Genomic DNA, 20,050 nt, shown 5'->3' with positions numbered 1-20,050 from the left:
ACCCGCCCGGGTGGCTCCGCCCCGGCCGGCCCGCCCGGCAGGGCCCCGCCCCGGTTGCCTGCCCGGGATCCCGCCCGAGGTGGCTGCCCGAGGCCCCGCCAGGGGTGCCCGCCCGGTGGCCCCATCCCCGCCGGCCCAGCCCGGCCCGGTGACGCGCCCCGGTGGACCCCGAATCGGCTCGCGCCGCGCACTCCGGCCGCGCTAGCGTCCCCGCATGACGACCACCGCGCACCCCCGTTTCGCCGAGGCCCTGACCGCGCTCGGCATCGACGCCGAGGTACGGGCCTTCCCGGAGGCCACCCGGACCGCCGCCGAGGCCGCCGCCGCGATCGGCTGCGAGCTCGGCCAGATCGTCAAGTCGCTGGTCTTCGCGGCGGACGGCGTGCCCGTCCTGGTCCTCATGGACGGGGCCTCGCGCGTGGACGTCGAGGCGGTCGGCCGTGAACTGGGCGCGGCCAGGGTCACCCGGGCCGACGCGGCCGTGGTCCGGGAGACCACCGGGTACGCCATCGGCGGGGTCCCGCCGTTCGGGCACCGTACGCGCACCAGGGTGCTGGCCGACCGGTCGCTGCTGGCCCACGCCACGGTGTGGGCGGCGGCCGGCACCCCGCACACCGTGTTCCCGATGGCTCCCGGCGAACTCGTCCGGCACGCCGGAGCCACCCTGGCCGACGTACGCGAAGACGTACGCGAAGGCGTGCGCGACCACGCACGCGAAGGCGTGCGCGACCGGCCGGCGTCGCCCCCGCAGCCGTCAGAGGGCTGACTTCAGGGCCCGTACCAGGGCCTGGGCGCGGGGGTCGGCGGTGACCGACTTGGCCAGCGCGTTGGTGACGTAGCCGAAGCCGATGCCCGCGTCCGGGTCCGCGAAGGCCAGCGAGCCGCCGCGGCCGGGGTGGCCGAAGGAGGCGGGCGAGAGCAGCGGCGAGGCCGGGCCGTGCAGCATGTAGCCGGCGCCGAAGCGGGTGTTCACCACCAGCACCCGGTCCGGGCCCGCGGAGTGCTCCCGGGCGGCCAGCTCCGTGGTGGCCGGGGTGAAGATCCGGGCACCGTCCTCGACCACGCCGATGGTGGCCCCGTAAAAGCGCGCCAGGGCGCGGGCCGTGCCGATGCCGTTGGAGGCGGGGAGTTCCGCGGCCCGGTACGCCGGGGCGTTCTCGTCGGGCAGCGGATCGATGGCGGCGAAGGCGCGGCGGGTGAGGGAGGCCGGGTCGGCGTAGGCCTCGGAAACGTTTCTGCGCGGGCGGGTCCTCAGCATCCCGGCGCTCTCCGGCGGCTCGACGGGAGCCACCCGGCCCACCCGGCCGGCCTCGGCCTCCGCGTCCGGCAGGCCGATCCAGAAGTCCAGGCCGAGCGGCTCGGCGATCTCCTCCGCCAGGACGGAGCCCAGCGTGCGGCCGGTCACCCGCAGTACCAGCTCGGACAGCAGCCAGCTGTAGGTCTGGGCGTGGTAGCCGTGCCCGGTGCCGGGCTCCCAGAAGGGGTGCTGCGCGGCGACGGCGTGCGGTCCGGACACCCCGTCGGCGGCCTCGGCGGCGGTCAGTCCCCGGTCCAGGGCGGGGACGCCCGCGCGGTGCGCGAGCAGGTCCCGTACGAGGATCTTCTCCTTGCCGCCGGCCTTGAACTCCGGCCAGTACGTGCCGACCGGGGCGTCCAGGTCGAGCAGCCCGCGCTGGTGCAGGAGCAGCGGGACCGCGGCGGCGACGCCCTTGGTGGCGGAGCGGACGATCTGCGCGGTGTCCTCGGTCCACGGCTCGGCGCCCTCGGCGTCCCGGGTGCCGCCCCACAGGTCGACGACCTTGCGGCCGTCCCGGTAGACGGCGACGGCCGCGCCCCGGTCCCCGAGGACCTCGAAGTTGCGTACGAACGCGTCCCTGACGGGCTCGAAGCCCTCCGCCACCACACCCTGGATGTCCACGTGCGGTCCAACAACCGCGGGCCGGTCCTTATGCCACCGATACCGAACGCGGGTCGAAGCCGAAGGGGAGTTCCAGCCGGTGGGCCCGCATCAGCTTCTCGTCGCACAGCAGGTCCTGCGTGCGGCCGTCGGCCGCGATGACCCCCTCGCTGAGGATCACCGAGCGCGGGCACAGCTCCAGCGCGTACGGCAGGTCGTGCGTCACCATCAGCACGGTCACGTCGAGCGAGCGCAGGATGTCGGCGAGCTCGCGGCGCGAGGCCGGGTCCAGGTTGGACGAGGGCTCGTCCAGGACCAGGATCTCCGGCCGCATGGCCAGTACGGTCGCCACGGCGACCCGGCGGCGCTGTCCGAAGGAGAGGTGGTGCGGCGGCCGGTCGGCGAAGTCGGCCATGCCGACCTGCTCCAGGGCGGCCCGGACCCGGTCCTCCAGCTCCGCGCCCCGCAGGCCGGCGGCGGCCGGCCCGAAGGCCACGTCCTCCCGCACGGTCGGCATGAACAGCTGGTCGTCGGGGTCCTGGAAGACGATCCCGACCCGGCGGCGGACCTCGGCCAGGTTCCGCTTCGCCACGGGGAGCCCGGCCACGGCGACCGAGCCGGCGCCGCCGGTCAGGATGCCGTTGAGGTGCAGCACGAGGGTGGTCTTGCCCGCGCCGTTGGGTCCGAGCAGGGCGACGCGCTCGCCGCGCCCGACGGTCAGGTCGACGCCGAACAGGGCCTGGTGGCCGTCCGGATAGGCGTACGCGAGCCCGGCGACTTCGAGCGAGGGGGCGGCCGGGGGCGTGGCGGGCGCGGGCGAGGCGGGCGAGGGGGGCGAGGGGGTGCGGGTCACAGGGTCCATCCCATCAGACAGACGGCGAGGGCCGTCACCGGGAGGACGGACGCGTACGCCCACTGGCCCCGCGTGGCCACGGCCTCGTCGATGACCGGCATGGAACCGGCGTAGCCGCGGCTGACCATCGCCAGGTAGACCCGCTCGCCGCGCTCGTAGGAGCGGATGAACAGCGCGCCCGCCGTCTTGGCGAGCACCCCCCAGTGCCGGATTCCGCGCGCCTCGAAGCCGCGCGAGCGGCGGGCGACGGACATCCGGCGCAGCTCGTCGCCGATCACGTCGCCGTAGCGGATCATGAAGGAGGCGATCTGCACGAGCAGCGGCGGCAGCTTGAGCCGCTGGAGGCCCAGCAGGAGGGCCCGCAGCTCGGTCGTCGAGGCGAGCAGGACGGACGCGGCCACGCCGAGGGTGCCCTTGGCCAGGACGTTCCAGGCGCCCCACAGGCCCGAGACGCTGAGCGACATGCCGAGGACCTCGACCCGCTCGCCCTCGGCCACGAAGGGCATGAGCACGGCGAAGGCGACGAAGGGGATCTCGATCAGCAGCCTGCGCAGCAGGAAGCCGGCCGGGATCCGGGCCACGGCCGCGACCCCGGCGAGGAGCAGTGCGTACAGGCAGAAGGCCCACACCGCCTCCCGCGGTGTGGACACGACGACCAGGACGAAGCCGAAGGTCGCGGCGAGCTTGCAGTGCGGGGGCAGGGCGTGGACCGGCGAGCTGCCCGGGCGGTACAGCCTGTGGGCGTGGCCGGCACCCATGTCAGGCGACCGGGGCGGAGGTGGAGGCGGCGGTCAGCTCGTCGGACGTGCGGCGGCGCACGGCCCAGAAGATCCCGGTGCCGGCGACGACGGTGAGGCCGACGCCGATGACTCCGGCGAGGCCGCCGGACAGGCGGGCGTCGTCGACGTCCTTGACGCTGTAGTCGGCGAGCGGCGAGCCGGCGGCGGCGTGCTCCTCGACCTTCTCGTCGATGCCCTTGTCGGCGGCGACCTTCTCCAGGCCGTCGGGGTTGGCGGAGGCGTAGAAGGAGACGAACCCGGCGAGGACGAGGGCGGTGACCAGGCCGGTCACCCACACCTTCTTCGTCGAGCCGCCGCCGGCCGGGGCCGCGGGGGTGGCGGCGGCGGGCGCGGGCGCGTCGACGAGCACCCCGTCGACGCGCAGCTTCAGCGGCGTGGCCAGTCCGCGGGCCCCGTGGACCAGGTCGGGACGTACGGCGATCACGGCGCCGACGGTCGCCGCGGTGATCAGGGCCTCGCCGATGCCGATGAGGACGTGCACGCCGACCATGGCGGTGAGGACCTTGCCGAGGGGCACGTCGGTGGTGCCGCCGACGGCGTAGACGGCGGTGAAGGCGGCGGCCGCGGCGGGCACCGAGACCAGGGCGGCCACGAAGCCGGCCACGGTCACGGAGCGGCGGGTGGGCGGCAGGACGCGCAGCAGCCCGCGGAAGAGCAGGTGCGCGGTGACGACGGTGACGACGCCCATGACGGTGATGTTCACGCCGAGGGCGGTCAGGCCGCCGTCGGCGAAGAGGATGCCCTGCATGAGCAGGACGACGGACACGCACAGCACGCCGGTGTAGGGGCCGACGAGTATCGCCGCGAGCGCGCCGCCCAGCAGGTGCCCGCTGGTGCCGGCGGCGACCGGGAAGTTCAGCATCTGCACGGCGAAGATGAAGGCGGCGACGAGGCCGGCGAGCGGGGCGGTCCGCTCGTCGAGCTCGCGGCGGGCGCCGCGGAGGCTGACGGCCACCGCCGCGGCTGCCGCCACTCCGGCGGCCACCGAGACGGGTGCGTTGATGAATCCGTCAGGCACATGCATGGAGTGGGCTCCGCTTCTTATACGGTCTTTAGCCGTTCAAGAATAGTGCTCTGTTGCGAACGGTTGGCAAGAGCGAGCGCATCACAAATAGCCGCGCGCGTTTTCGTGGGAATGTGCGAGGCTGGAGGACAAACGGACGGATATGTTCCGATTCGAGGAGTCTGGTCGATGTCAGCCCCCGCCGAGAATCTCCCAGCGACCGCGACTGCGACCGCGACCGCGGCCCCCGTCGAAGAGCGGGTCCGCGCCCGTGTGATCACGGACGACCCCCTCTACCGGGCGATTCCCGTCGCCCTGCGCTTCGCCCCGGCCGAGCCGCTGGCCGTGCGCATCGTCTTCCCCGCCGACCTGTCGCCCGAGGGGACCGACAACGAGTGGGTCTTCCCCCGGGCGCTGCTGGAGGCGGGCCTGCAGGCGCCGACGGGGACCGGGGACGTACGCGTCTGGCCCTGCGGCCGCGTCCAGGCGGTCGTCGAGTTCCACTCCCCCGAGGGCGTCGCGGTGGTCCAGTTCGACATCGCCGCGCTGCGCCGCTTCCTGCGCCGCACCTACGCCGCCACCGCGGCCTCGGCGGCGCCGGCCACGACGGCCGCCGCCTCCTCCCCCGCGACCGCCACCCGCTAGGCGCAACGGACCAGGCACAACGGGCCCGGCCCCGTACCCCCGGCGATCGGGGGTACGGGGCCGGGCTGTGCTCAGGGCGCCGGTCAGGCGTTGACGAGCTCGCGGTCCTTGTCCGGACCCTCGCCGTCCGCGGACTCGGTGGCGAGGTGCTTGCGCAGGCTCTCGCCCTCCACGTCCACGTTCGGCAGCAGCCGGTCCAGCCACTTGGGCAGCCACCAGGCCTTGTGGCCGAGCAGTGCCAGCACCGCCGGGACGATCGCCATGCGGACCACGAAGGCGTCGAAGAAGACCGCGACGGCCAGGCCGAAGCCGATCATCTTGACCATCTGGTCGCTGGCCCCCAGGAAGCCGGCGAAGACGGCGATCATGATGACGGCGGCGGCCACGACGACCCGCGCGCTGTACTGGAAGCCGGTCACGACCGCCTGGCCCGGGCGCTCGCCGTGGACGTACGCCTCGCGCATGCGGGTGACGAGGAAGACCTCGTAGTCCATGGCCAGGCCGAAGACCACGCCGACCATGAAGATCGGCATCATCGACATGATCGGGCCGGTCTGCTCCACCCCGAAGACCGAGCCGAGCCAGCCCCACTGGAAGACCGCGACGACCGCGCCGAGGGCCGCGACGACCGACAGCAGGAAGCCGAGGGCCGCCTTGAGCGGGACCAGGATGGAGCGGAAGACGAGCATCAGCAGCAGGAAGGCGAGGCCGACGACGAGTGCCAGGTAGGGCAGCAGCGCGTCGTTCATCTTCTGCGAGAAGTCGATGTTCATCGCGGTGGCGCCGGTGACGAGGACGTCCTTGCCGCTGCCGTCACGGATCTCGTGGACCAGGTCCTCGGTCTGGGTGGAGGACGGGCGGTCCTTCGGGATGACGGTGATCACCGAGGCGTCACCGGCCTCGTTGGGGGTCGGCGGGGTGACCGCGGCGACCCCCTCCAGGCCCTTGATCCGGTCGACGGTGGAGTCCGCGAGGGCCTTGTCGCCGTCGACGACCACCATCAGCGGGCCGTTGAAGCCCGGGCCGAAGCCCTCGGACAGCAGGTCGTAGGCCTGGCGCTGGGTGGTGGAGACCGGCTGGGCGCCGTCGTCGGGCAGGCCCATCTCCAGCTTGCTCGCCGGGACGGCGATGATGCCGAGGCCGATCACACCGGCGAGCAGCACCATGACGGGGCGGCGCAGGACGAAGCGGGCCCAGCGGGTGCCGCCGTTGACCGTCTTCTCGGAAGCCGGCTTGCCCTTGCCGAACAGCTTGCTCTTCTCGCCCGCCGGCAGGACCTTCTTGCCCGCGAAACCGAGGATGGCCGGGACCAGGGTGAGCGCGACGAGGACGGCGATGACGACGGTGCCGGCGGCCGCGACGCCCATCTTGGTCAGCATCGGGATGTTGACGACGGCCAGGCCCACGAGGGCGATGACCACGGTCAGACCGGCGAAGACGACGGCGGAGCCGGCGGTTCCGGTGGCCCGGCCCGCGGCCTCGTCGCGGTCGCGGCCGTCGGCGAGCTCCGCGCGGTAGCGGGAGACGATGAAGAGGGCGTAGTCGATGCCGACCGCGAGGCCGATCATCGTGGCGAGGGTGGCGGTGGTGTTGCCGAGGTCCAGCACGTTGGCGAGCGCGGTGATGGAGGAGACGCCGATGCCCACGCCGATGATCGCCGTCAGCAGCGGCAGACCGGCCGCGACCAGCGAGCCGAAGGTGATCACGAGGACGATCGCGGCGACGAGGATGCCGATGATCTCGCCGGAGCCGGTCTCGGGGGCCACCATCAGCGCGTCACCGCCGATCTGGACGTTCAGGCCCGCGGCCTTGGCGCCGTCGCCGGACTCCTTGAGCGCGTCGCGGGTGGCGTCCTTCAGCTCCATGCCGCTGACGGTGTACTTGGCGCTGATGTAGGTGGTGGAGCCGTCCTGGCTGACCGCCTGCACCTGGTACGGGTCGGCGACCGAGGCGACCTGCTCCGCGCCCGGACCGGTCTTCAGGGTGTTGACGATCTTCTCGACCTCGGCCTTGGGGCCGGGGTCGGTGACCTTCGCGCCCGCGGGGGCCTTGACGACGATGCGGGCGGTGGCGCCGTCGGCTGCCATGCCCGGGAACTTCTTGTCCAGCAGGTCGAAGGCTCTCTGGGCCTCCGTGCCGGGTATCGAGAACGATCCGGAGGTCGGGGCGGACGCGGTCGCGGCGCCGAAGCCGGCGGCGAACAGCAGCGCCACCCAGAGGAGGGCGACGAGCCCGCGGCGCCGGAAGGCGCCCCGGCCGAGTCGGTAGAGGAAGGTGGCCACGTCGGTGGTTCTCCCGTTCAGGTCGTGGGATGGATCCGCAGGGATCAGGGCGTGGTGAGCCGGCCCGACGACGAGAGCGGCGTGTCAGGAGCAGCAGGGCGGCATCGTTGCCGTGGACGGGGGACGGGACGGGGAACGAACCCGGGGAGGTTCAGACGCCGAGGGCGGGGAAGACCACGGCGTCGACGAAGTCACCGAGGAACGCCCGGTCCACCGGCCGGTCCTCGATCAGCGGGAGCGCGATGAACGCCCCGATGAGCATGTGCGGTACGAAGTCCAGGGCCGGGCACCCCGGGGCGATCTCGCCCCGGTCCACCGCGCGCTGCAGCATCACCTGCAACCCCGTGATCTCCGGGTCGACCAACAGGTCCCGCAGCGCCTTGTGGAGCTCCGGGCTCTCGTGGACGGCATGGGCCAGACCCCGCATCAGCGCGGTGTCCTTGGCCATCTGCGCGTCGTCCGAGTGCTCCACCATGAGCGCGAAGTCCCCGCGCAGGCTGCCCGTGTCGATTTCGCGCAGCGAGACGGGCTGCGTACATCGCAGGGCCTTGGCGACCAGCTCCGGCTTGCTCCCCCACTGGCGGTAGAGGGTGGCCTTGCTGGACTTCGTACGGGCGGCGACCGCGTCCATGGTCAACGCCTCGTAGCCGACGTCACGCAGGAGGTCGAGGACCGCCTCGTGCAGTTCGGCCTGCCGTTCGGGGGTGATCCGGCTGCGCCGGGCCGCCATCGCCTCGGTCATCTCCGTGCCTCCATCCGAACGAAACTGTTCCGTACGCTTAAGACGATACCCCTCCGCCGAGCGAAACGAAACCGTTCCGTTTCGCTCGTGGGGGTGGCGTGGATCACCAGTACGAGTTGCCGCACCCCCCTCACGCGGAAAGCATTGGGGGGTGAGTCACGACGTCGCGTACCTCCGGTTCCCGCACCTGCACGACGACCTCCTGTGTTTCGCCACCGAGGACGACCTCTGGGTCGCCCCGCTGGTCCCCGACGGCCACACCCCCGGACGCGCCTGGCGGGTCACCGTCGACCGGACCCGGGTCGGCCACCCCCGCTTCTCGCCCGACGGCCGGCACATCGCCTTCACCACCTGGCGAAGCCTCGACCCCGAGATCCACCTGGCGCCCGTCGACGGCGGCCCGGCCCGGCAGCTGAGCCACTGGGGCGCCACCGACACCCGCGTCTGCGGCTGGGACCCCGACGGCAACATCCTCGCCGTCTCCTCCCACGAACAGCCGTTCTCCTACTTCTCCTGGGCCTACAAACTGCCCGTCGACGGCAGCCCCGGCGGACGCCTGCCCTGGGGGCCCGTCTCCGACATCCAGGTCGCCGACATCGACGGCGAGCACAGGAGCCTGCTCCTCACCGGCAAGCCGCCGCACGAGCCCGCCGCCTGGAAGCGCTACCGGGGCGGCGCCATGGGCCGGCTCTGGCTGCACGGACGCCAGCTCCTGGAGGACCTCGAAGGACACCTGGACGCCGCCATGTTCGTCGGCGGCCGGATCGCCTTCCTCTCCGACCACGAGGGCATCGGCAACCTCTACTCCTGCCTGCCCGACGGCACCGACCTGCGCCGCCACACCGACCACGACGAGTTCTACGCCCGGCACGCCTCCAGCGACGGCTCCCGGGTCGTCTACCAGTGCGCCGGGGACCTCTGGCTCGTCGACTCCCTGGCCCCCGACGCCGCCCCGCGCAAGCTCCAGGTCCGCCTCGGCGGTCCGCGCGCCGGCCGGCGCACCTACCAGGTGCCGGCCGCCAGCCACGTCGACTCCCTTTCCGTGGACGCCACCGGGCGGGCCAGCGCGGTCGTGGTGCGCGGCAGCCTGTACTGGCTGACCCACCGCGACGGCCCGGCCCGGACCATCGCCGACACCCCCGGCGTACGGGTGCGGCTGCCGGAGATGCTCGGCAGCGGCGGACAGGTCGCCTACGTCACCGACGCCGAGGGCGAGGACGCGATCGAGATCGCCTACCTGCCCCGGGCCTCCGGGGACCGGCAGCCGCGCCGGCTGGCCTCGGGCGAGCTGGGCCGGGTGACCGAGCTGCTCGCGGACCCGGACGGCGAGCGCCTCGCCATCGCCTCGAACGACGGGCGGCTGCTGCTCGTCGACGCGTCGGAGGAGTCCAACGGCGAGGTCACCGAGCTGATCCGGTCCATCAACGGCCCCGTCACCGACCTGGCCTTCTCCCCCGACGGGACCTGGCTGACCTGGTCGCACCCCGGCATCGGCCGCTCGCTGCGGCAGATCAAGATGGCTCGCATCTCCGGGCCCGGCGCGCGCACCGTCGTCGACGTCACCAACGGCCGCTTCGCCGACGAGAACCCGGTCTTCACCCGGGACGGGCGCTACCTGGCCTTCCTGTCCTGGCGCGGTTTCGACCCGGTCTACGACGTGCACACCGGCGACCTGTCCTTCCCGCTGGGCTGCCGCCCGTACCTGGTGCCGCTGTCGTCGGCGACCCCCTCGCCCTTCGCGCTCTCGGCCGAGGGGCGGCCCGCGGCGGGCGGCCTGGACCCCGGCGAGGGCGAGTCGGACAACTCCGGCGACGGCGGCGCCGTGACCGTGGAGGTGGAGGGGCTGGAGAGCCGCGTGACGCCCTTCCCGGTGAGCGCGTCCAAGTACTCGGCCCTGTACCCGGTGAGCGGCGGCGGACTGGTCTGGCTGCGCTGGCCGATCTCGGGCGCGCTCGGCGAGACCTTCGCCAACCCCAACGACATCAGCGGCAAGCCCACGCTGGAGCACTTCGACCTGACCAAGGCCCGCAAGAGCGAACTGGCCTCGGGACTGGACTGGTTCGCCGTCAGCGGCGACGGCACCCGGCTCGTGGTCAACGACGACGGCGACCTGCGCGCCGTCCCGGCCACCGAGTCGGGCGACGGCGACTCGACGGTCTACCTGGACCTGCGCCGCATCCTGCACGAGGTGGACCCGGCGGCCGAGTGGCGCCAGGCCTTCGAGGAGGCCGGTCGGATCATCCGCGCCTACTTCTGGGAACCGAACATGTGCGGCATCGACTGGGACGGTGTGCTGCGCCAGTACCGCCCCCTGGTCGAACGGGTCGCCTCCCCCGACGAGTTCGCCGACCTGCTGCGCGAGGTCCTCGGCGAACTCGGCACCTCGCACGCCTACGTCTCCCCCGCCCGCCGCAACGAGGGACCCCCGCACTACCAGCGGGCCATCGGCCTGCTCGGCGCCAACCTGCTCGCCCGGGACGGGACATGGGTGGTGTCCAAGATCCTGCCCGGCGAGTCCTCCGACTCCAAGGCCCGCTCCCCGCTCGCCGGCACCGGCATCCGGGAGGGCGCGGTGCTTACCCACGTCGACGGCCGGCCGGTGGACCCGGTCGCCGGCCCCTACCCGCTGCTCGCGGGAGCGGGCGGCACCACGGTCGAGCTGACCTTCCAGCCGGCGGAGGGCTCGGGCCGCTCCCGGCGGGTCGCCGTGGTCCCGCTGATCGACGAGCGGCCGCTGCGCTACCAGGACTGGGTGTCCAAGCGGCGGCAGGTGGTCCGGGAGCTCAGCGGCGGCCGGTGCGGCTACCTCCACATCCCCGACATGGGCGGATCGGGCTGGGCGCAGTTCAACCGCGACCTGCGCATGGAGATGTCCCGGCCCGCGCTGATCGTGGACGTACGCGGCAACGCCGGCGGCCACATCAGCGAGCTGGTGGTGGAGAAGCTCACCCGCTCCATCCTCGGCTGGGACCTGACGCGCGACGCCCAGCCCGTCAGCTACGCCTCCAACGCGCCCCGCGGCCCGATCGTGGCGCTGGCCGACGAGGCGACCTCCTCGGACGGCGACATGATCACCGCGGCCTTCAAACTGCTGGGCCTGGGACCGGTGGTGGGCCAGCGCACCTGGGGCGGGGTGGTCGGCATGACCGGCCGGCACACCCTCGGCGACGGCACGGTCATCACGGTGCCGATGAACGCCGCCTGGTTCCCGGAGTACGGGTGGTCGGTGGAGAACCACGGCGTGGAGCCGGACTTCGAGATCCTGCGCACCCCGCTCGACTGGGCTGAGGGGCGGCACGCGCAGATGGACGACGCCGTGCACCTGGCGCTGGAGCTCCTCGAACAGGATCCCGCCGCGATGCCGCCCGGCTACACGGACGTACCGGACCGGCGCCGTCCGAAGCTGCCGCCCAGGCAGTGAGGGGCTGACGGGCAGGGGCGCGGCCGCCGGTGACGGCCGCGCCCCTGCCCGGTCTCCCGGACTCCCGGTCTCCCGGTCAGCCGGTCAGCCGGTCTCCCGGTCAGCGGCGCTGCGTGCGCTCCTGCTCGTCCGCGGCGCCGCCCGCCCCGACGAGTCCCCTGGAGACGCCGGACAGCCGGGGCTCGAAGCGCTTCATCTCGCGCTGCCCGACCGTCGCGATGATGCCGGGCAGGTAGCCGCGTACGCCCTGCATGCCGCGCAGCCACCACTGCGCGTACACGTGCGGCGAGCGCCGCTCGATGCCGGCGACGATCCGGTCGACGGCCGGCCCCAGCGGGTAGGTGCGGTTCGACGGCCACGGCAGTCGCTGCCGCAGCTCCCGCATGACCTCGTCCTGGTCGGCGCCGCGCACCATGTCCGTGTCGGTCCAGGAGAGGTAGCCGACCCCGACGCCCACGCCCTTGTACCCGACCTCGGCGCGCAGGCAGTGGGCGAAGGCCTCGACGCCGGACTTGGAGGCGCAGTAGGCGGTCATCATCGGCGCCGGGGTGATGGCGGCGAGCGAGGCGATCTGGAGGAAGTAGCCGCGGCTCTCCGTCAGCACGGGCAGGAAGGCCCGGGCGGTGACGGCGCCGCCGATCAGGTTGACCTCGATCACCCGGCGCCAGGCGTCGGGATCGGAGTCGGCGAACGGCCCGCCCGCGGCGACGCCCGCGTTGGCGACGACGATGTCGACCTTCCCGAAGCGCTCCTTGACCTCCTGCGCGACGCGCGCCATCGCCTCGTGGTCGGTGACGTCGGCGTACCAGTGCTCGCTGTCGGTGTGCAGGCGCTCGGAGACCTCCTTGAGGGCCTCCGGCTCCAGGCCGACGAGCGCGATCCGCGCGCCGCGGGCCGACAGCTTGCGGGCCAGCAGCTCGCCGACCCCGCGGGCGGCCCCGGTGACGACGGCGACCTGGCCTTCCAGACTCCTGCGAGCGCTCACGGTGTCTTCTCCTTCGCGGTGGTGTCGAGGTCGTCGAGGTCGTCGAGGTAGCGCGCGGTCAGCTCGCGCACGGCGCGCGTGACGGCTTCGGGGGCCTCGACCGGGGTCATGTGCCCCATGCCGGTGAGCTCGGTGAGGCCCACGCAGTTCGGCAGCGCCGCGGCGAGCCCGCGGGCGTGCTCGATCGGAGTGAGCCGGTCGGCGCTGCCGCCGATCACGGCGGTGGGGACGGTCAGCCGTGCCACGTCGGCGTCCAGGTCCAGCCCGGCCAGCACCCGGGACCATGCGTGCCGCACCCCGGTGGGGCAGGCGTGGACGATCGCGGCGCACGCCTCGACCCGGTCGGGCGCGGAGCCGGGGCCCATGGTGGCGTACTTGAGGACCGAGCGGGCGACGGGCGTGACCGGTCCGAGCGGGGCGCGCGATCCGAGGACCGCGCCGGTGACACGGGTCCGCACCCGCCCGGCGCGCCCCGGCAGCACCGTGGCCCGCTCGACCAGCCGGGAGCTGCCGGTGCTGCACAGCAGCGCGGCCGCGGCGTGCTCGGCGAACTCCGGCCGGGCCGCGGCCGCCATGATCGTCATGCCGCCCATGGAGTGCCCGGCGACGACCGCGCGCTCCCCCGGAGCGAGGGTGGCGCCGAGCACCGCCACGAGGTCGTCGGCGAGTGCGGTGGTGCTGTGCTCGCGGGCGGCGGGGCTGCGCCCGTGTCCGCGCTGGTCGTAGGCGACGACCCGGTGGGTGGCGGCCAGGGCCCGTACCTGCGCGGCCCAGAACGCCGTGGAGCAGGTCCAGCCGTGGGCCAGCACCACCGCGGGCGCACCCTCGTCCCCGTGCACCTCGACGTGCAGCCGTGCCCCGTCGGCGGAGACGGCGACGAGTTCGCGGCGGGCGGCGGGCGGGGCGTAGGGGCCGGAGGTGACGTGCGCCGGCCGCCTCACGCGGCGCCCTCGGCCTGCTCGGCGAGCGGTGCGGAGTCGGCCGCGGGGGTGGTGGCCGGGATCGGGGCCGCCGCAGCGATCCGCTCCCGCTCCCGCACCCGTACGACCTCGTACTCCGCCAGGTCGACGCTGCGCGTCTCGCGGCGGAACTCGCCGGTCGTGCCGGGCCAGACCGTCGTGTTGCGGCCGTTCGCGTCCAGGTACCAGCTGGTGCAGCCGCCGGTGTTCCAGACCGTGCGCTCCATGCGGGCCTGCACGTGCCGGTTCCACTGGTGCACGGCGGAGGGGCGGGCGGCGAGCGCGACCTTGCCGCCCAGCATGCCCAGCTGCCGCAGGTAGTCGGCCATGTAGTTCAGCTGCGACTCGATCATGAGGATCATCGAGCTGTTCCCGAGCCCGGTGTTCGGGCCGATGATCGTCATCCAGTTGGGGAAGCCGGCCGCGGTCGCCCCGCGCAGCGACTGCATCCCGTCCTTCCACTGGTCGGCGAGGGTCCTGCCCTCCGCGCCCACCACGCGGTCGGCGATCGGCATGTCCGTGACGTGGAAGCCCGTGCCGAAGACGATCGCGTCGACCTCGGTCTCGGTCCCGTCGGCGGCGACCAGGACCGAGCCCCGGATCTCCTTCAGCCCGGAGGCGACCAGGTCGACATTGGGCCGGGCGAGCGCCGGGTAGTACTCGCTGGAGAGCAGGATCCGCTTGCAGCCGATCCGGTAGGAGGGCGTCAGCTTGGCCCGCAGCTCCGGGTCCTTGATCGACCGGGCCATGTTGGCCTTCGCGAGGGCCTCGATCAGTCCGAGCTGGTTCGGCCGCTTGGTGAAGGCGCTGACCTGGAGTTCCCGGATGCCCCACAGCAGCCCGCGGCGCGCGGCGCGGGTGAAGGGCAGCTGCCGGTGCAGCCAGCGCTCCGCCGTCGAGATCGCCCGGTCGGTGCGCGGCATCACCCACGGCGGGGTCCGCTGGAAGAGCGTCAGGCGCTCCACGTCGGGGGCGATGGCCGGCACGATCTGGATCGCGGAGGCCCCCGTACCGATCATGGCGACGCGCTTGCCGGTGAGGTCGTAGTCGTGGTCCCAGCGCGCGGAGTGGAAGACCTTGCCGGGGAAGTCGGCCAGTCCCGGCACCTCCGGCAGCTTCGGCTCGGACAGCGGACCGGTCGCCGAGACCACCACGTCGGCGGTCAGCCCGCCCTGCGCGGTGTCGATCTCCCAGTGCAGCTCGTCCGCGTCCCAGCGCATCATCAGGACCTCGGAGTCCAGCCGGATGTGCCGGCGCAGCCCGAAGGTGTCCGCGACGTGCTCCAGGTACTCCCGGATGGCGGGCTGCCCGGAGAAGGTCCGCGGCCAGTCCGGGTTCGGTGCGAAGGAGAAGGAGTACAGGTGCGACGGGACGTCGCAGGCGCATCCCGGATAGCTGTTGTCCCGCCAGGTGCCCCCGACCGAGTCGGCCCGTTCCAGTACGACGAAGTCCGTGATCCCCTCGCGCCGCAGCCGCACGGCGGCCCCGAGTCCGCCGAAGCCGGACCCGATCACCGCCACCCGTACGTGCTCGCGCCCCTCGCGCCCGCCCTTGCCGCCCATGCCCGCCGCCTTCCGCCTCATCCGCAGTTCCAGCCACGCAACGCCGCAACGCACCACACCATCGAAACACTGCCAGCAATCACTGGCACAATCGGGAGCGTAGAGCAGCGCCGTACTCATGGGTAGGGGGCGAACCGGGAAAGTTACTCCCGGTACGCCCCAGGGGGTGTCTTGCCGGTCGGGCCGGGCTCGCGGGCCCTGGCGCCGCACCTCGCCGCGTTGTCCTCGGTCGACGACGCTCCGCGTCGCCTCCCTCGTCCGCCTTGCGATGCACGGCGCCAGACCCCGCTCCCTGATCCGGCCCGACCGACAAGACACCCCCTAGGCTGCTCCTGTGGCGAAGGAAGAGACGCAAGCGAAGCCGGTGCGCGAGTACCGCACCGAGGAGCTGGCCGAGGCGGCCGGCATACCGGTGCGCACCCTGCGCTTCTACCGGGAGCGCAAACTGCTCCCGCCGCCCCGCCGCGAGGGCCGCATCGCCTGGTACGACGACCACCACCTGGCCCGCCTGCGCACCATCGCCGGACTGCTGGAACGCGGCCACACCCTCGGCGGCATCGCCGAGCTGACCGCCGCCTTCGAGAACGGCCGCGACGTCGGCCAACTGGGCGAGCTGCTCGGCATCGGCTGGTCGGAGGAGACCCCGGTCCGGCTCACCCCGGAGGAACTGGCCGACTACTTCGAGGGCGAGGTCACCCCGGAGAACCTGGCGGCCTCCCTCGACCTCGGCTACCTCGCCGTCGACGGCGACGCGATCGTCCACGTCAGCCGCCGCCTGCTGGACGTCTCCTCGGCGCTGGTCCGCGAGGGGGTGCCGCTGGCCGCGGTCCTGGAGACCGGGCGCCGCGTCCGCGAGCACGCGGACGCGATGGCCCTGCTGTTCACCGAACTCATCTCGGACCACATGTCACCGGAGGCCCTCACCCGGCTGCGTCCGCTCGCCAAGAGCGTGGTCGAGGCCGAGCTGACGATGGCGATGGACCGCCTCCTGGCGTCCACCGCCCCGCCCTCCGGTCAGGCGCCGAGCTCGTAGACGACGGTCACGGGCGCGTGGTCGGACCAGCGCTCGGGGTGCGTCTCGGCCCGCTCGACGAAGGCCTTCACGGCCTTCGCGGCCAGCCCCGGGGTCGCCACCTGGAGGTCGATCCGCCAGCCGGCGTCGTTGTCGAAGGCACGGCCGCGGTAGGACCACCAGGAGTACGGGCCCTCGGTGTCGGGGTGCAGCTCGCGCACCACGTCGACGAAGCCCGCCTCCGCGTAGACCTTCCCCAGCCACGCGCGCTCCTCGGGGAGGAAGCCGGCGTTCTTGCGGTTGGTCTTCCAGTTCTTGAGGTCGGCCTCCTGGTGGCAGATGTTCCAGTCGCCGCAGACCACGACCTCGCGGCCGTCGGTGGCGGCCCGCACCTTCAGCTCGGCCAGGTAGGTCAGGAACTCCCCCATGAACCGGTACTTCTCGTCCTGCTTCTCCGTGCCCGCCTCGCCGGAGGGCAGGTAGAGGCTGGCCACGGTCACACCGGGCAGGTCGATCTCCAGGTACCGGCCGGCGGTGTCGAATTCCTCACTGCCGAAGCCGACCTGCACCCGCTCCGGCTCGCGCCGCGTGTAGAGCGCGACCCCGGCCCGCCCCTTCGCGGCGGCCGGCGCGAAGACGGTGTGCCAGCCCTCGGGCGAGCGCACCTCGGCCGGGATCTGCCCCTCCTCGGCCCGTACCTCCTGCAGGCAGACCACGTCGGCGTCGGATCCCTCGAGCCAGGCCCCGAAGCCCTTCTTGGCGGCGGCCCGAATCCCATTCACATTCACGGAGGTCACAGTGAGCATCCCAGCACCATAGCGGGACGGTTCCGTACGATGTTCGGATGTCTCATGGGATCGACTTCCGCACCGTGCCGTACGACCACCCGGACGCGGTCAAACTCAACGACCAGGTACAGATCGAATACCAGGAGCGCTACCAGGGCGAGGGTGACGCCACCTTCCTGGACCCGGCGATGTTCGCCCCGCCGCGCGGCCTGTACATAGTGGCGTACGACACGACCGGCGCCCCCGTGGCGACCGGCGGCTGGCGCACGCAGGACAAGAACGACGAGGGCTACTCGGACGGCGACGCCGAGCTCAAGCGGATGTACGTCGTACCGGAGGCCCGCGGCCTGGGCCTGGCCCGCCGCATCCTCGCGACCCTGGAGGCGGACGCCCGCGCGGCGGGCCGCCTGCGGATGGTCCTGGAAACGGGCGACCGGCAGCCGGAGGCGATCGCCCTCTACCTCTCCGAGGGCTACGCCCCCTCGCCGAAGTTCGGCTTCTACCGCTTCTACGACTCCAGCCGCTGCATGGCCAAGCCCCTCCAGGCACCTGTGGCGGACGCCCCCTAACGCGGGAGCCAGGCGGCCGGGTCCGTCCCCCACCGGGAGGGACCCCCGGCCCACTCCCCGAAGGGGCTGGCGGCGTGCCGCAGCACCCCGTACCCCGACCCCGTCTCCCGCAGCCACGGCTCCGCCGCGTACGGCGCGTCCCCGCCGCCGTCCCCGGCCCGTGCGCCCGCCAGGCCGTCGGACAACCCGCGGACCAGCCAGGACCCCGTCCCGGCCAGGGAGAACCGCAGCCCCCGCCCGCCGCCCTCGGCCAGGGCCCGCATCACACCGGCCGCCACCAGATAGCCCGTCCCGTGGTCCAGCGCCTGCGCCGGCAGTACGCCGGGCGCCCCGTCCGGCCCCGCGCACGCGGCGGCGATCCCGTAGCCCGCCTGTACGAGCGAGTCGAAGCCCCGCCGCCCGGCCCACGGCTCCGGCGCCCGCCACCCCCACGCGCACAGCTCGGCCACCACCAGCCCCGGCCACCGCTCCAGCAACTCCCGCGCCCCGAACCCGTGGCGTTCCAGCGCCCCCGGCCGGTACCCGGTCACCACCGCGTCGGCCCCGGCCAGCAGCCCCTCGAAGACCTCGCGGTCCGCGGCGACCGCCAGGTCCAGCAGCGCCGACCGCTTCCCGAAGCCGGTGTCCGCGTACGCGTCGTCCGCCTCCGGCAGGCCCGGCGGGTCGATCCGCAGCACGTCGGCGCCCAGCAGGCCGAGCGTGCGCGTGGCGACGGGCCCGGCGATGACCCGCGTCAGGTCCAGCACCCGCACCCCCGCCACGGGCCGGCCCGGCGGGGCCGCCCCGAGCTCCCTGCCCCGGACCCCCGTGGTGCGTACGGTCTCCACGAGCGGCTGCGGATCCCCGTACCGCCGTGCCACGGCGACGGCGAGACCGCCCGCCCCGTAGGCGAGTTGCTCGACCTCGGCGGCCGTGCGAGCGGCGACCGCGGCGCGCAGCGCCTCCGGCGTCGCCGAGGGCAGCCCCAGCGCCCGTACGAGCGCGGCCTCGTGGTGCGGGTAGTTGGCGTGCGTGCGGACCCAGCCGTCCGCGGCCCGCCAGAAGCCGGACAGCGGGGCGAACGCCACCGTCGGGCGGCCCTCGACCCTCAGATGGCGTTCGCTGACGAAGGCCGTGGCCACCGCCCCCTCGTGCACCACGAGGGGCACCGGCTCCCCCGTCCCGCCTCCGGCGCGCACGGCGGCGAGCTCCGCCGCCGCCAGCCCGCAGACCGCGACCGTGGCGCGCGCCAACTCCCGCACCGGGAGCGGCCCTTCCCCGAGGTTCCCGGCCCCCTCGAACCGAACCCGCTCCACCCACTCGGGTGCGCCCCCGAGGGCTTCCCAGGCCTGGCCCGTCCCGCCGCCGCGTTCCCCACCGATCGTCATGAGGGCATCTTCGCCCAACCGCCCCTTTGTGAGCCGGATCTGACGGCCATGGAACCTGTGCGGACGGCTGCCGTTCCGGAAGTCGGCTGGAACCATGGTCCGGCTTCCGGCCCGGCTCCCCTCCACGGCTCTGCGCTGAAGGCACCACCGTCGACGGGGCCGCCTCGTACACGTTCCTGGACCGCTTCACTGAAGCGGGCGGCACCTTCGTTGCCACCCCCAAACGACTACGCGTTCCGGGTCGACAAAACCCAGGTCGGCGAAAGTGGAGGTACTCGGCCGTGGCTGCACAGCCGGCCCGTCGGTGACGGGATCACGGTTGCCACGCAGCTCGGGCCCGCTCAAACTGGCCCAGGAGCGGCGTCAGCCTGTACGGGGAAGGTGTGCCCGCGAGGGTCACCCGGGAGCCTGCGGAGCACAGCGCGGAGCCGCTGGGCATCGACTTCGACTGCGTAAGAACCGAGCCGCGGCTTCGCACGGTCCGTGCGGGGCCGGCGGCATCCCGGTGCGGGCGCCCCTGCACGGCTCTCCGCCCGGAGGAAGCAACGGATCTCGCCCCGCGGCCCCCCTGCCCTTCACCCATCACTCCGCCCCCGCCCCCTGCCCGGGCACCGCCGTCCCCGGAATATTGAACGTCAGTCCGGAGAAGTCCTGTCCCTGGAACACAGGTCCGTGTTGCACACCCCCGCTGATGCTGTTGTGCACGGCGACCGTCGACCCGATATCCGGTCCGGCCGTCAGCTCCGACAGCATCAGACGCAGTTCTTCTGCCGCCTCGGGATCGTCCTGCAGGGCGCGCCTCAACCGGGTGCGCCACCCGGCCTCGATGTCTGCCGCCGCCAGTTCGTCGCCGGACTCACGAGACGCGATCAGCTCCTGCCGGGAGAGGCTCAGCTCCTCCTGGGCGGATGTTCCGTCACCGCCCCTCGCGAAGAACAGGGCGACCCTGTCCCGCGCCTGCGCCCAGGTCTCCGACACCATGAGTCCGACCAACGTCGCCGCCCCGGAGGCAGCCAGCGATGCCAACTCCACTTTCAGAACCCCCTCGTAGCGTGATGTGCGGGCTCGCCGAAGTCACCGTAGAGAGGTCCGTGATGCCTGGGTAGACCATCCGGCACCCAGCCGAAACCGAGGAGGCCAATCCCACCGCGAGGAGCGAAAAGAA

General features: G+C 73.3%; 17 protein-coding genes. 5 read left to right on the top strand and 12 right to left on the bottom strand.

What is annotated here, in order from left to right; all coding sequences use genetic code 11:
- Window positions 1-214: 214 nt before the first annotated feature.
- Window positions 215-766 carry a YbaK/EbsC family protein gene (locus AB0O53_RS15575; RefSeq protein ID WP_365195996.1) on the top strand — a complete coding sequence of 184 codons (552 nt, stop codon included), beginning with the start codon at window positions 215-217 and terminating at the stop codon, window positions 764-766.
- On the opposite strand, the gene AB0O53_RS15570 is transcribed toward AB0O53_RS15575, so the two are convergent.
- From AB0O53_RS15570 to AB0O53_RS15555, 4 genes are read right to left on the bottom strand one after another with little or no spacing between them, the layout of a single operon-like run.
- Window positions 755-1,918, bottom strand: coding sequence for a serine hydrolase domain-containing protein (locus AB0O53_RS15570; RefSeq protein ID WP_365195993.1), 1,164 nt, complete (start codon window positions 1,916-1,918; stop codon window positions 755-757). The two genes, AB0O53_RS15575 and AB0O53_RS15570, sit on opposite strands and share 12 nt — an antisense overlap.
- 28 nt (window positions 1,919-1,946) lie before the next feature.
- Window positions 1,947-2,759 carry an energy-coupling factor ABC transporter ATP-binding protein gene (locus tag AB0O53_RS15565; RefSeq protein WP_365195990.1) on the bottom strand — a complete coding sequence of 271 codons (813 nt, stop codon included), beginning with the start codon at window positions 2,757-2,759 and terminating at the stop codon, window positions 1,947-1,949.
- On the bottom strand, window positions 2,747-3,508 hold the full coding sequence (gene cbiQ / locus AB0O53_RS15560; protein ID WP_365195987.1) for a cobalt ECF transporter T component CbiQ: 762 nt from the start codon (window positions 3,506-3,508) through the stop codon (window positions 2,747-2,749). The genes AB0O53_RS15565 and cbiQ overlap by 13 nt, the downstream gene beginning before the upstream one ends.
- A gap of 1 nt (window position 3,509) precedes the next feature.
- Complete coding sequence (locus tag AB0O53_RS15555; protein ID WP_350994308.1) at window positions 3,510-4,574, bottom strand: energy-coupling factor ABC transporter permease; 1,065 nt, start codon at window positions 4,572-4,574, stop codon at window positions 3,510-3,512.
- Window positions 4,575-4,742: 168 nt separating this feature from the next.
- Between AB0O53_RS15555 and AB0O53_RS15550 the strand changes: the two genes are divergently transcribed.
- Window positions 4,743-5,198: an SsgA family sporulation/cell division regulator gene (locus AB0O53_RS15550; protein WP_365195983.1), complete on the top strand. Its 456-nt coding sequence runs from the start codon at window positions 4,743-4,745 to the stop codon at window positions 5,196-5,198.
- 83 nt (window positions 5,199-5,281) lie between these two features.
- Here the strand turns inward: AB0O53_RS15550 and AB0O53_RS15545 are convergent, their stop codons facing one another.
- On the bottom strand, window positions 5,282-7,480 hold the full coding sequence (locus AB0O53_RS15545; protein ID WP_350994312.1) for an MMPL family transporter: 2,199 nt from the start codon (window positions 7,478-7,480) through the stop codon (window positions 5,282-5,284).
- 151 nt (window positions 7,481-7,631) lie between these two features.
- The gene (locus AB0O53_RS15540; RefSeq protein WP_350994314.1) at window positions 7,632-8,222 is read right to left on the bottom strand and encodes a TetR/AcrR family transcriptional regulator; all 591 of its coding nucleotides are present in this window, start codon (window positions 8,220-8,222) and stop codon (window positions 7,632-7,634) included.
- A gap of 151 nt (window positions 8,223-8,373) precedes the next feature.
- Here AB0O53_RS15540 and AB0O53_RS15535 point away from each other — a divergent pair, with 151 nt between their 5' ends.
- The gene (locus tag AB0O53_RS15535; RefSeq protein ID WP_350994316.1) at window positions 8,374-11,643 is read left to right on the top strand and encodes a S41 family peptidase; all 3,270 of its coding nucleotides are present in this window, start codon (window positions 8,374-8,376) and stop codon (window positions 11,641-11,643) included.
- 100 nt (window positions 11,644-11,743) lie between these two features.
- Here the strand turns inward: AB0O53_RS15535 and AB0O53_RS15530 are convergent, their stop codons facing one another.
- From AB0O53_RS15530 to AB0O53_RS15520, 3 genes are read right to left on the bottom strand one after another with little or no spacing between them, the layout of a single operon-like run.
- The gene (locus AB0O53_RS15530) at window positions 11,744-12,628 is read right to left on the bottom strand and encodes an SDR family oxidoreductase (RefSeq protein WP_350994318.1); all 885 of its coding nucleotides are present in this window, start codon (window positions 12,626-12,628) and stop codon (window positions 11,744-11,746) included.
- Complete coding sequence (locus AB0O53_RS15525; protein ID WP_350994320.1) at window positions 12,625-13,569, bottom strand: alpha/beta fold hydrolase; 945 nt, start codon at window positions 13,567-13,569, stop codon at window positions 12,625-12,627. The genes AB0O53_RS15530 and AB0O53_RS15525 overlap by 4 nt, the downstream gene beginning before the upstream one ends.
- Entirely contained in the window at window positions 13,566-15,170 is a 1,605-nt protein-coding gene (locus AB0O53_RS15520; protein WP_350994322.1) for a flavin-containing monooxygenase, read from the bottom strand. The genes AB0O53_RS15525 and AB0O53_RS15520 overlap by 4 nt, the downstream gene beginning before the upstream one ends.
- 313 nt (window positions 15,171-15,483) lie before the next feature.
- On the opposite strand from AB0O53_RS15520, the gene AB0O53_RS15515 reads away from it, so the two are divergent.
- On the top strand, window positions 15,484-16,182 hold the full coding sequence (locus tag AB0O53_RS15515) for a MerR family transcriptional regulator (RefSeq protein ID WP_350994324.1): 699 nt from the start codon (window positions 15,484-15,486) through the stop codon (window positions 16,180-16,182).
- Here the strand turns inward: AB0O53_RS15515 and AB0O53_RS15510 are convergent.
- Window positions 16,164-16,967 (bottom strand): exodeoxyribonuclease III, encoded by an 804-nt coding sequence (locus tag AB0O53_RS15510; RefSeq protein WP_365195976.1) that lies wholly within the window; start codon window positions 16,965-16,967, stop codon window positions 16,164-16,166. The genes AB0O53_RS15515 and AB0O53_RS15510 overlap by 19 nt on opposite strands.
- A gap of 38 nt (window positions 16,968-17,005) precedes the next feature.
- Here AB0O53_RS15510 and AB0O53_RS15505 point away from each other — a divergent pair, with 38 nt between their 5' ends.
- Window positions 17,006-17,518 carry a GNAT family N-acetyltransferase gene (locus AB0O53_RS15505; protein WP_365195974.1) on the top strand — a complete coding sequence of 171 codons (513 nt, stop codon included), beginning with the start codon at window positions 17,006-17,008 and terminating at the stop codon, window positions 17,516-17,518.
- Here the strand turns inward: AB0O53_RS15505 and AB0O53_RS15500 are convergent.
- Both AB0O53_RS15500 and AB0O53_RS15495 read right to left on the bottom strand, forming a co-directional pair.
- Window positions 17,515-18,885 carry a CoA transferase gene (locus AB0O53_RS15500; protein ID WP_365195972.1) on the bottom strand — a complete coding sequence of 457 codons (1,371 nt, stop codon included), beginning with the start codon at window positions 18,883-18,885 and terminating at the stop codon, window positions 17,515-17,517. The genes AB0O53_RS15505 and AB0O53_RS15500 overlap by 4 nt on opposite strands.
- Before the next feature lie 582 nt (window positions 18,886-19,467).
- Window positions 19,468-19,917 carry a hypothetical protein gene (locus AB0O53_RS15495; protein ID WP_365195969.1) on the bottom strand — a complete coding sequence of 150 codons (450 nt, stop codon included), beginning with the start codon at window positions 19,915-19,917 and terminating at the stop codon, window positions 19,468-19,470.
- Window positions 19,918-20,050 lie beyond the last annotated feature (133 nt).

The organism is Streptomyces erythrochromogenes (assembly GCF_040684695.1).
GTDB classification, from domain to species: domain Bacteria; phylum Actinomycetota; class Actinomycetes; order Streptomycetales; family Streptomycetaceae; genus Streptomyces; species Streptomyces erythrochromogenes_C.
This window is presented reverse-complemented; position numbering and strand designations above follow the sequence as displayed.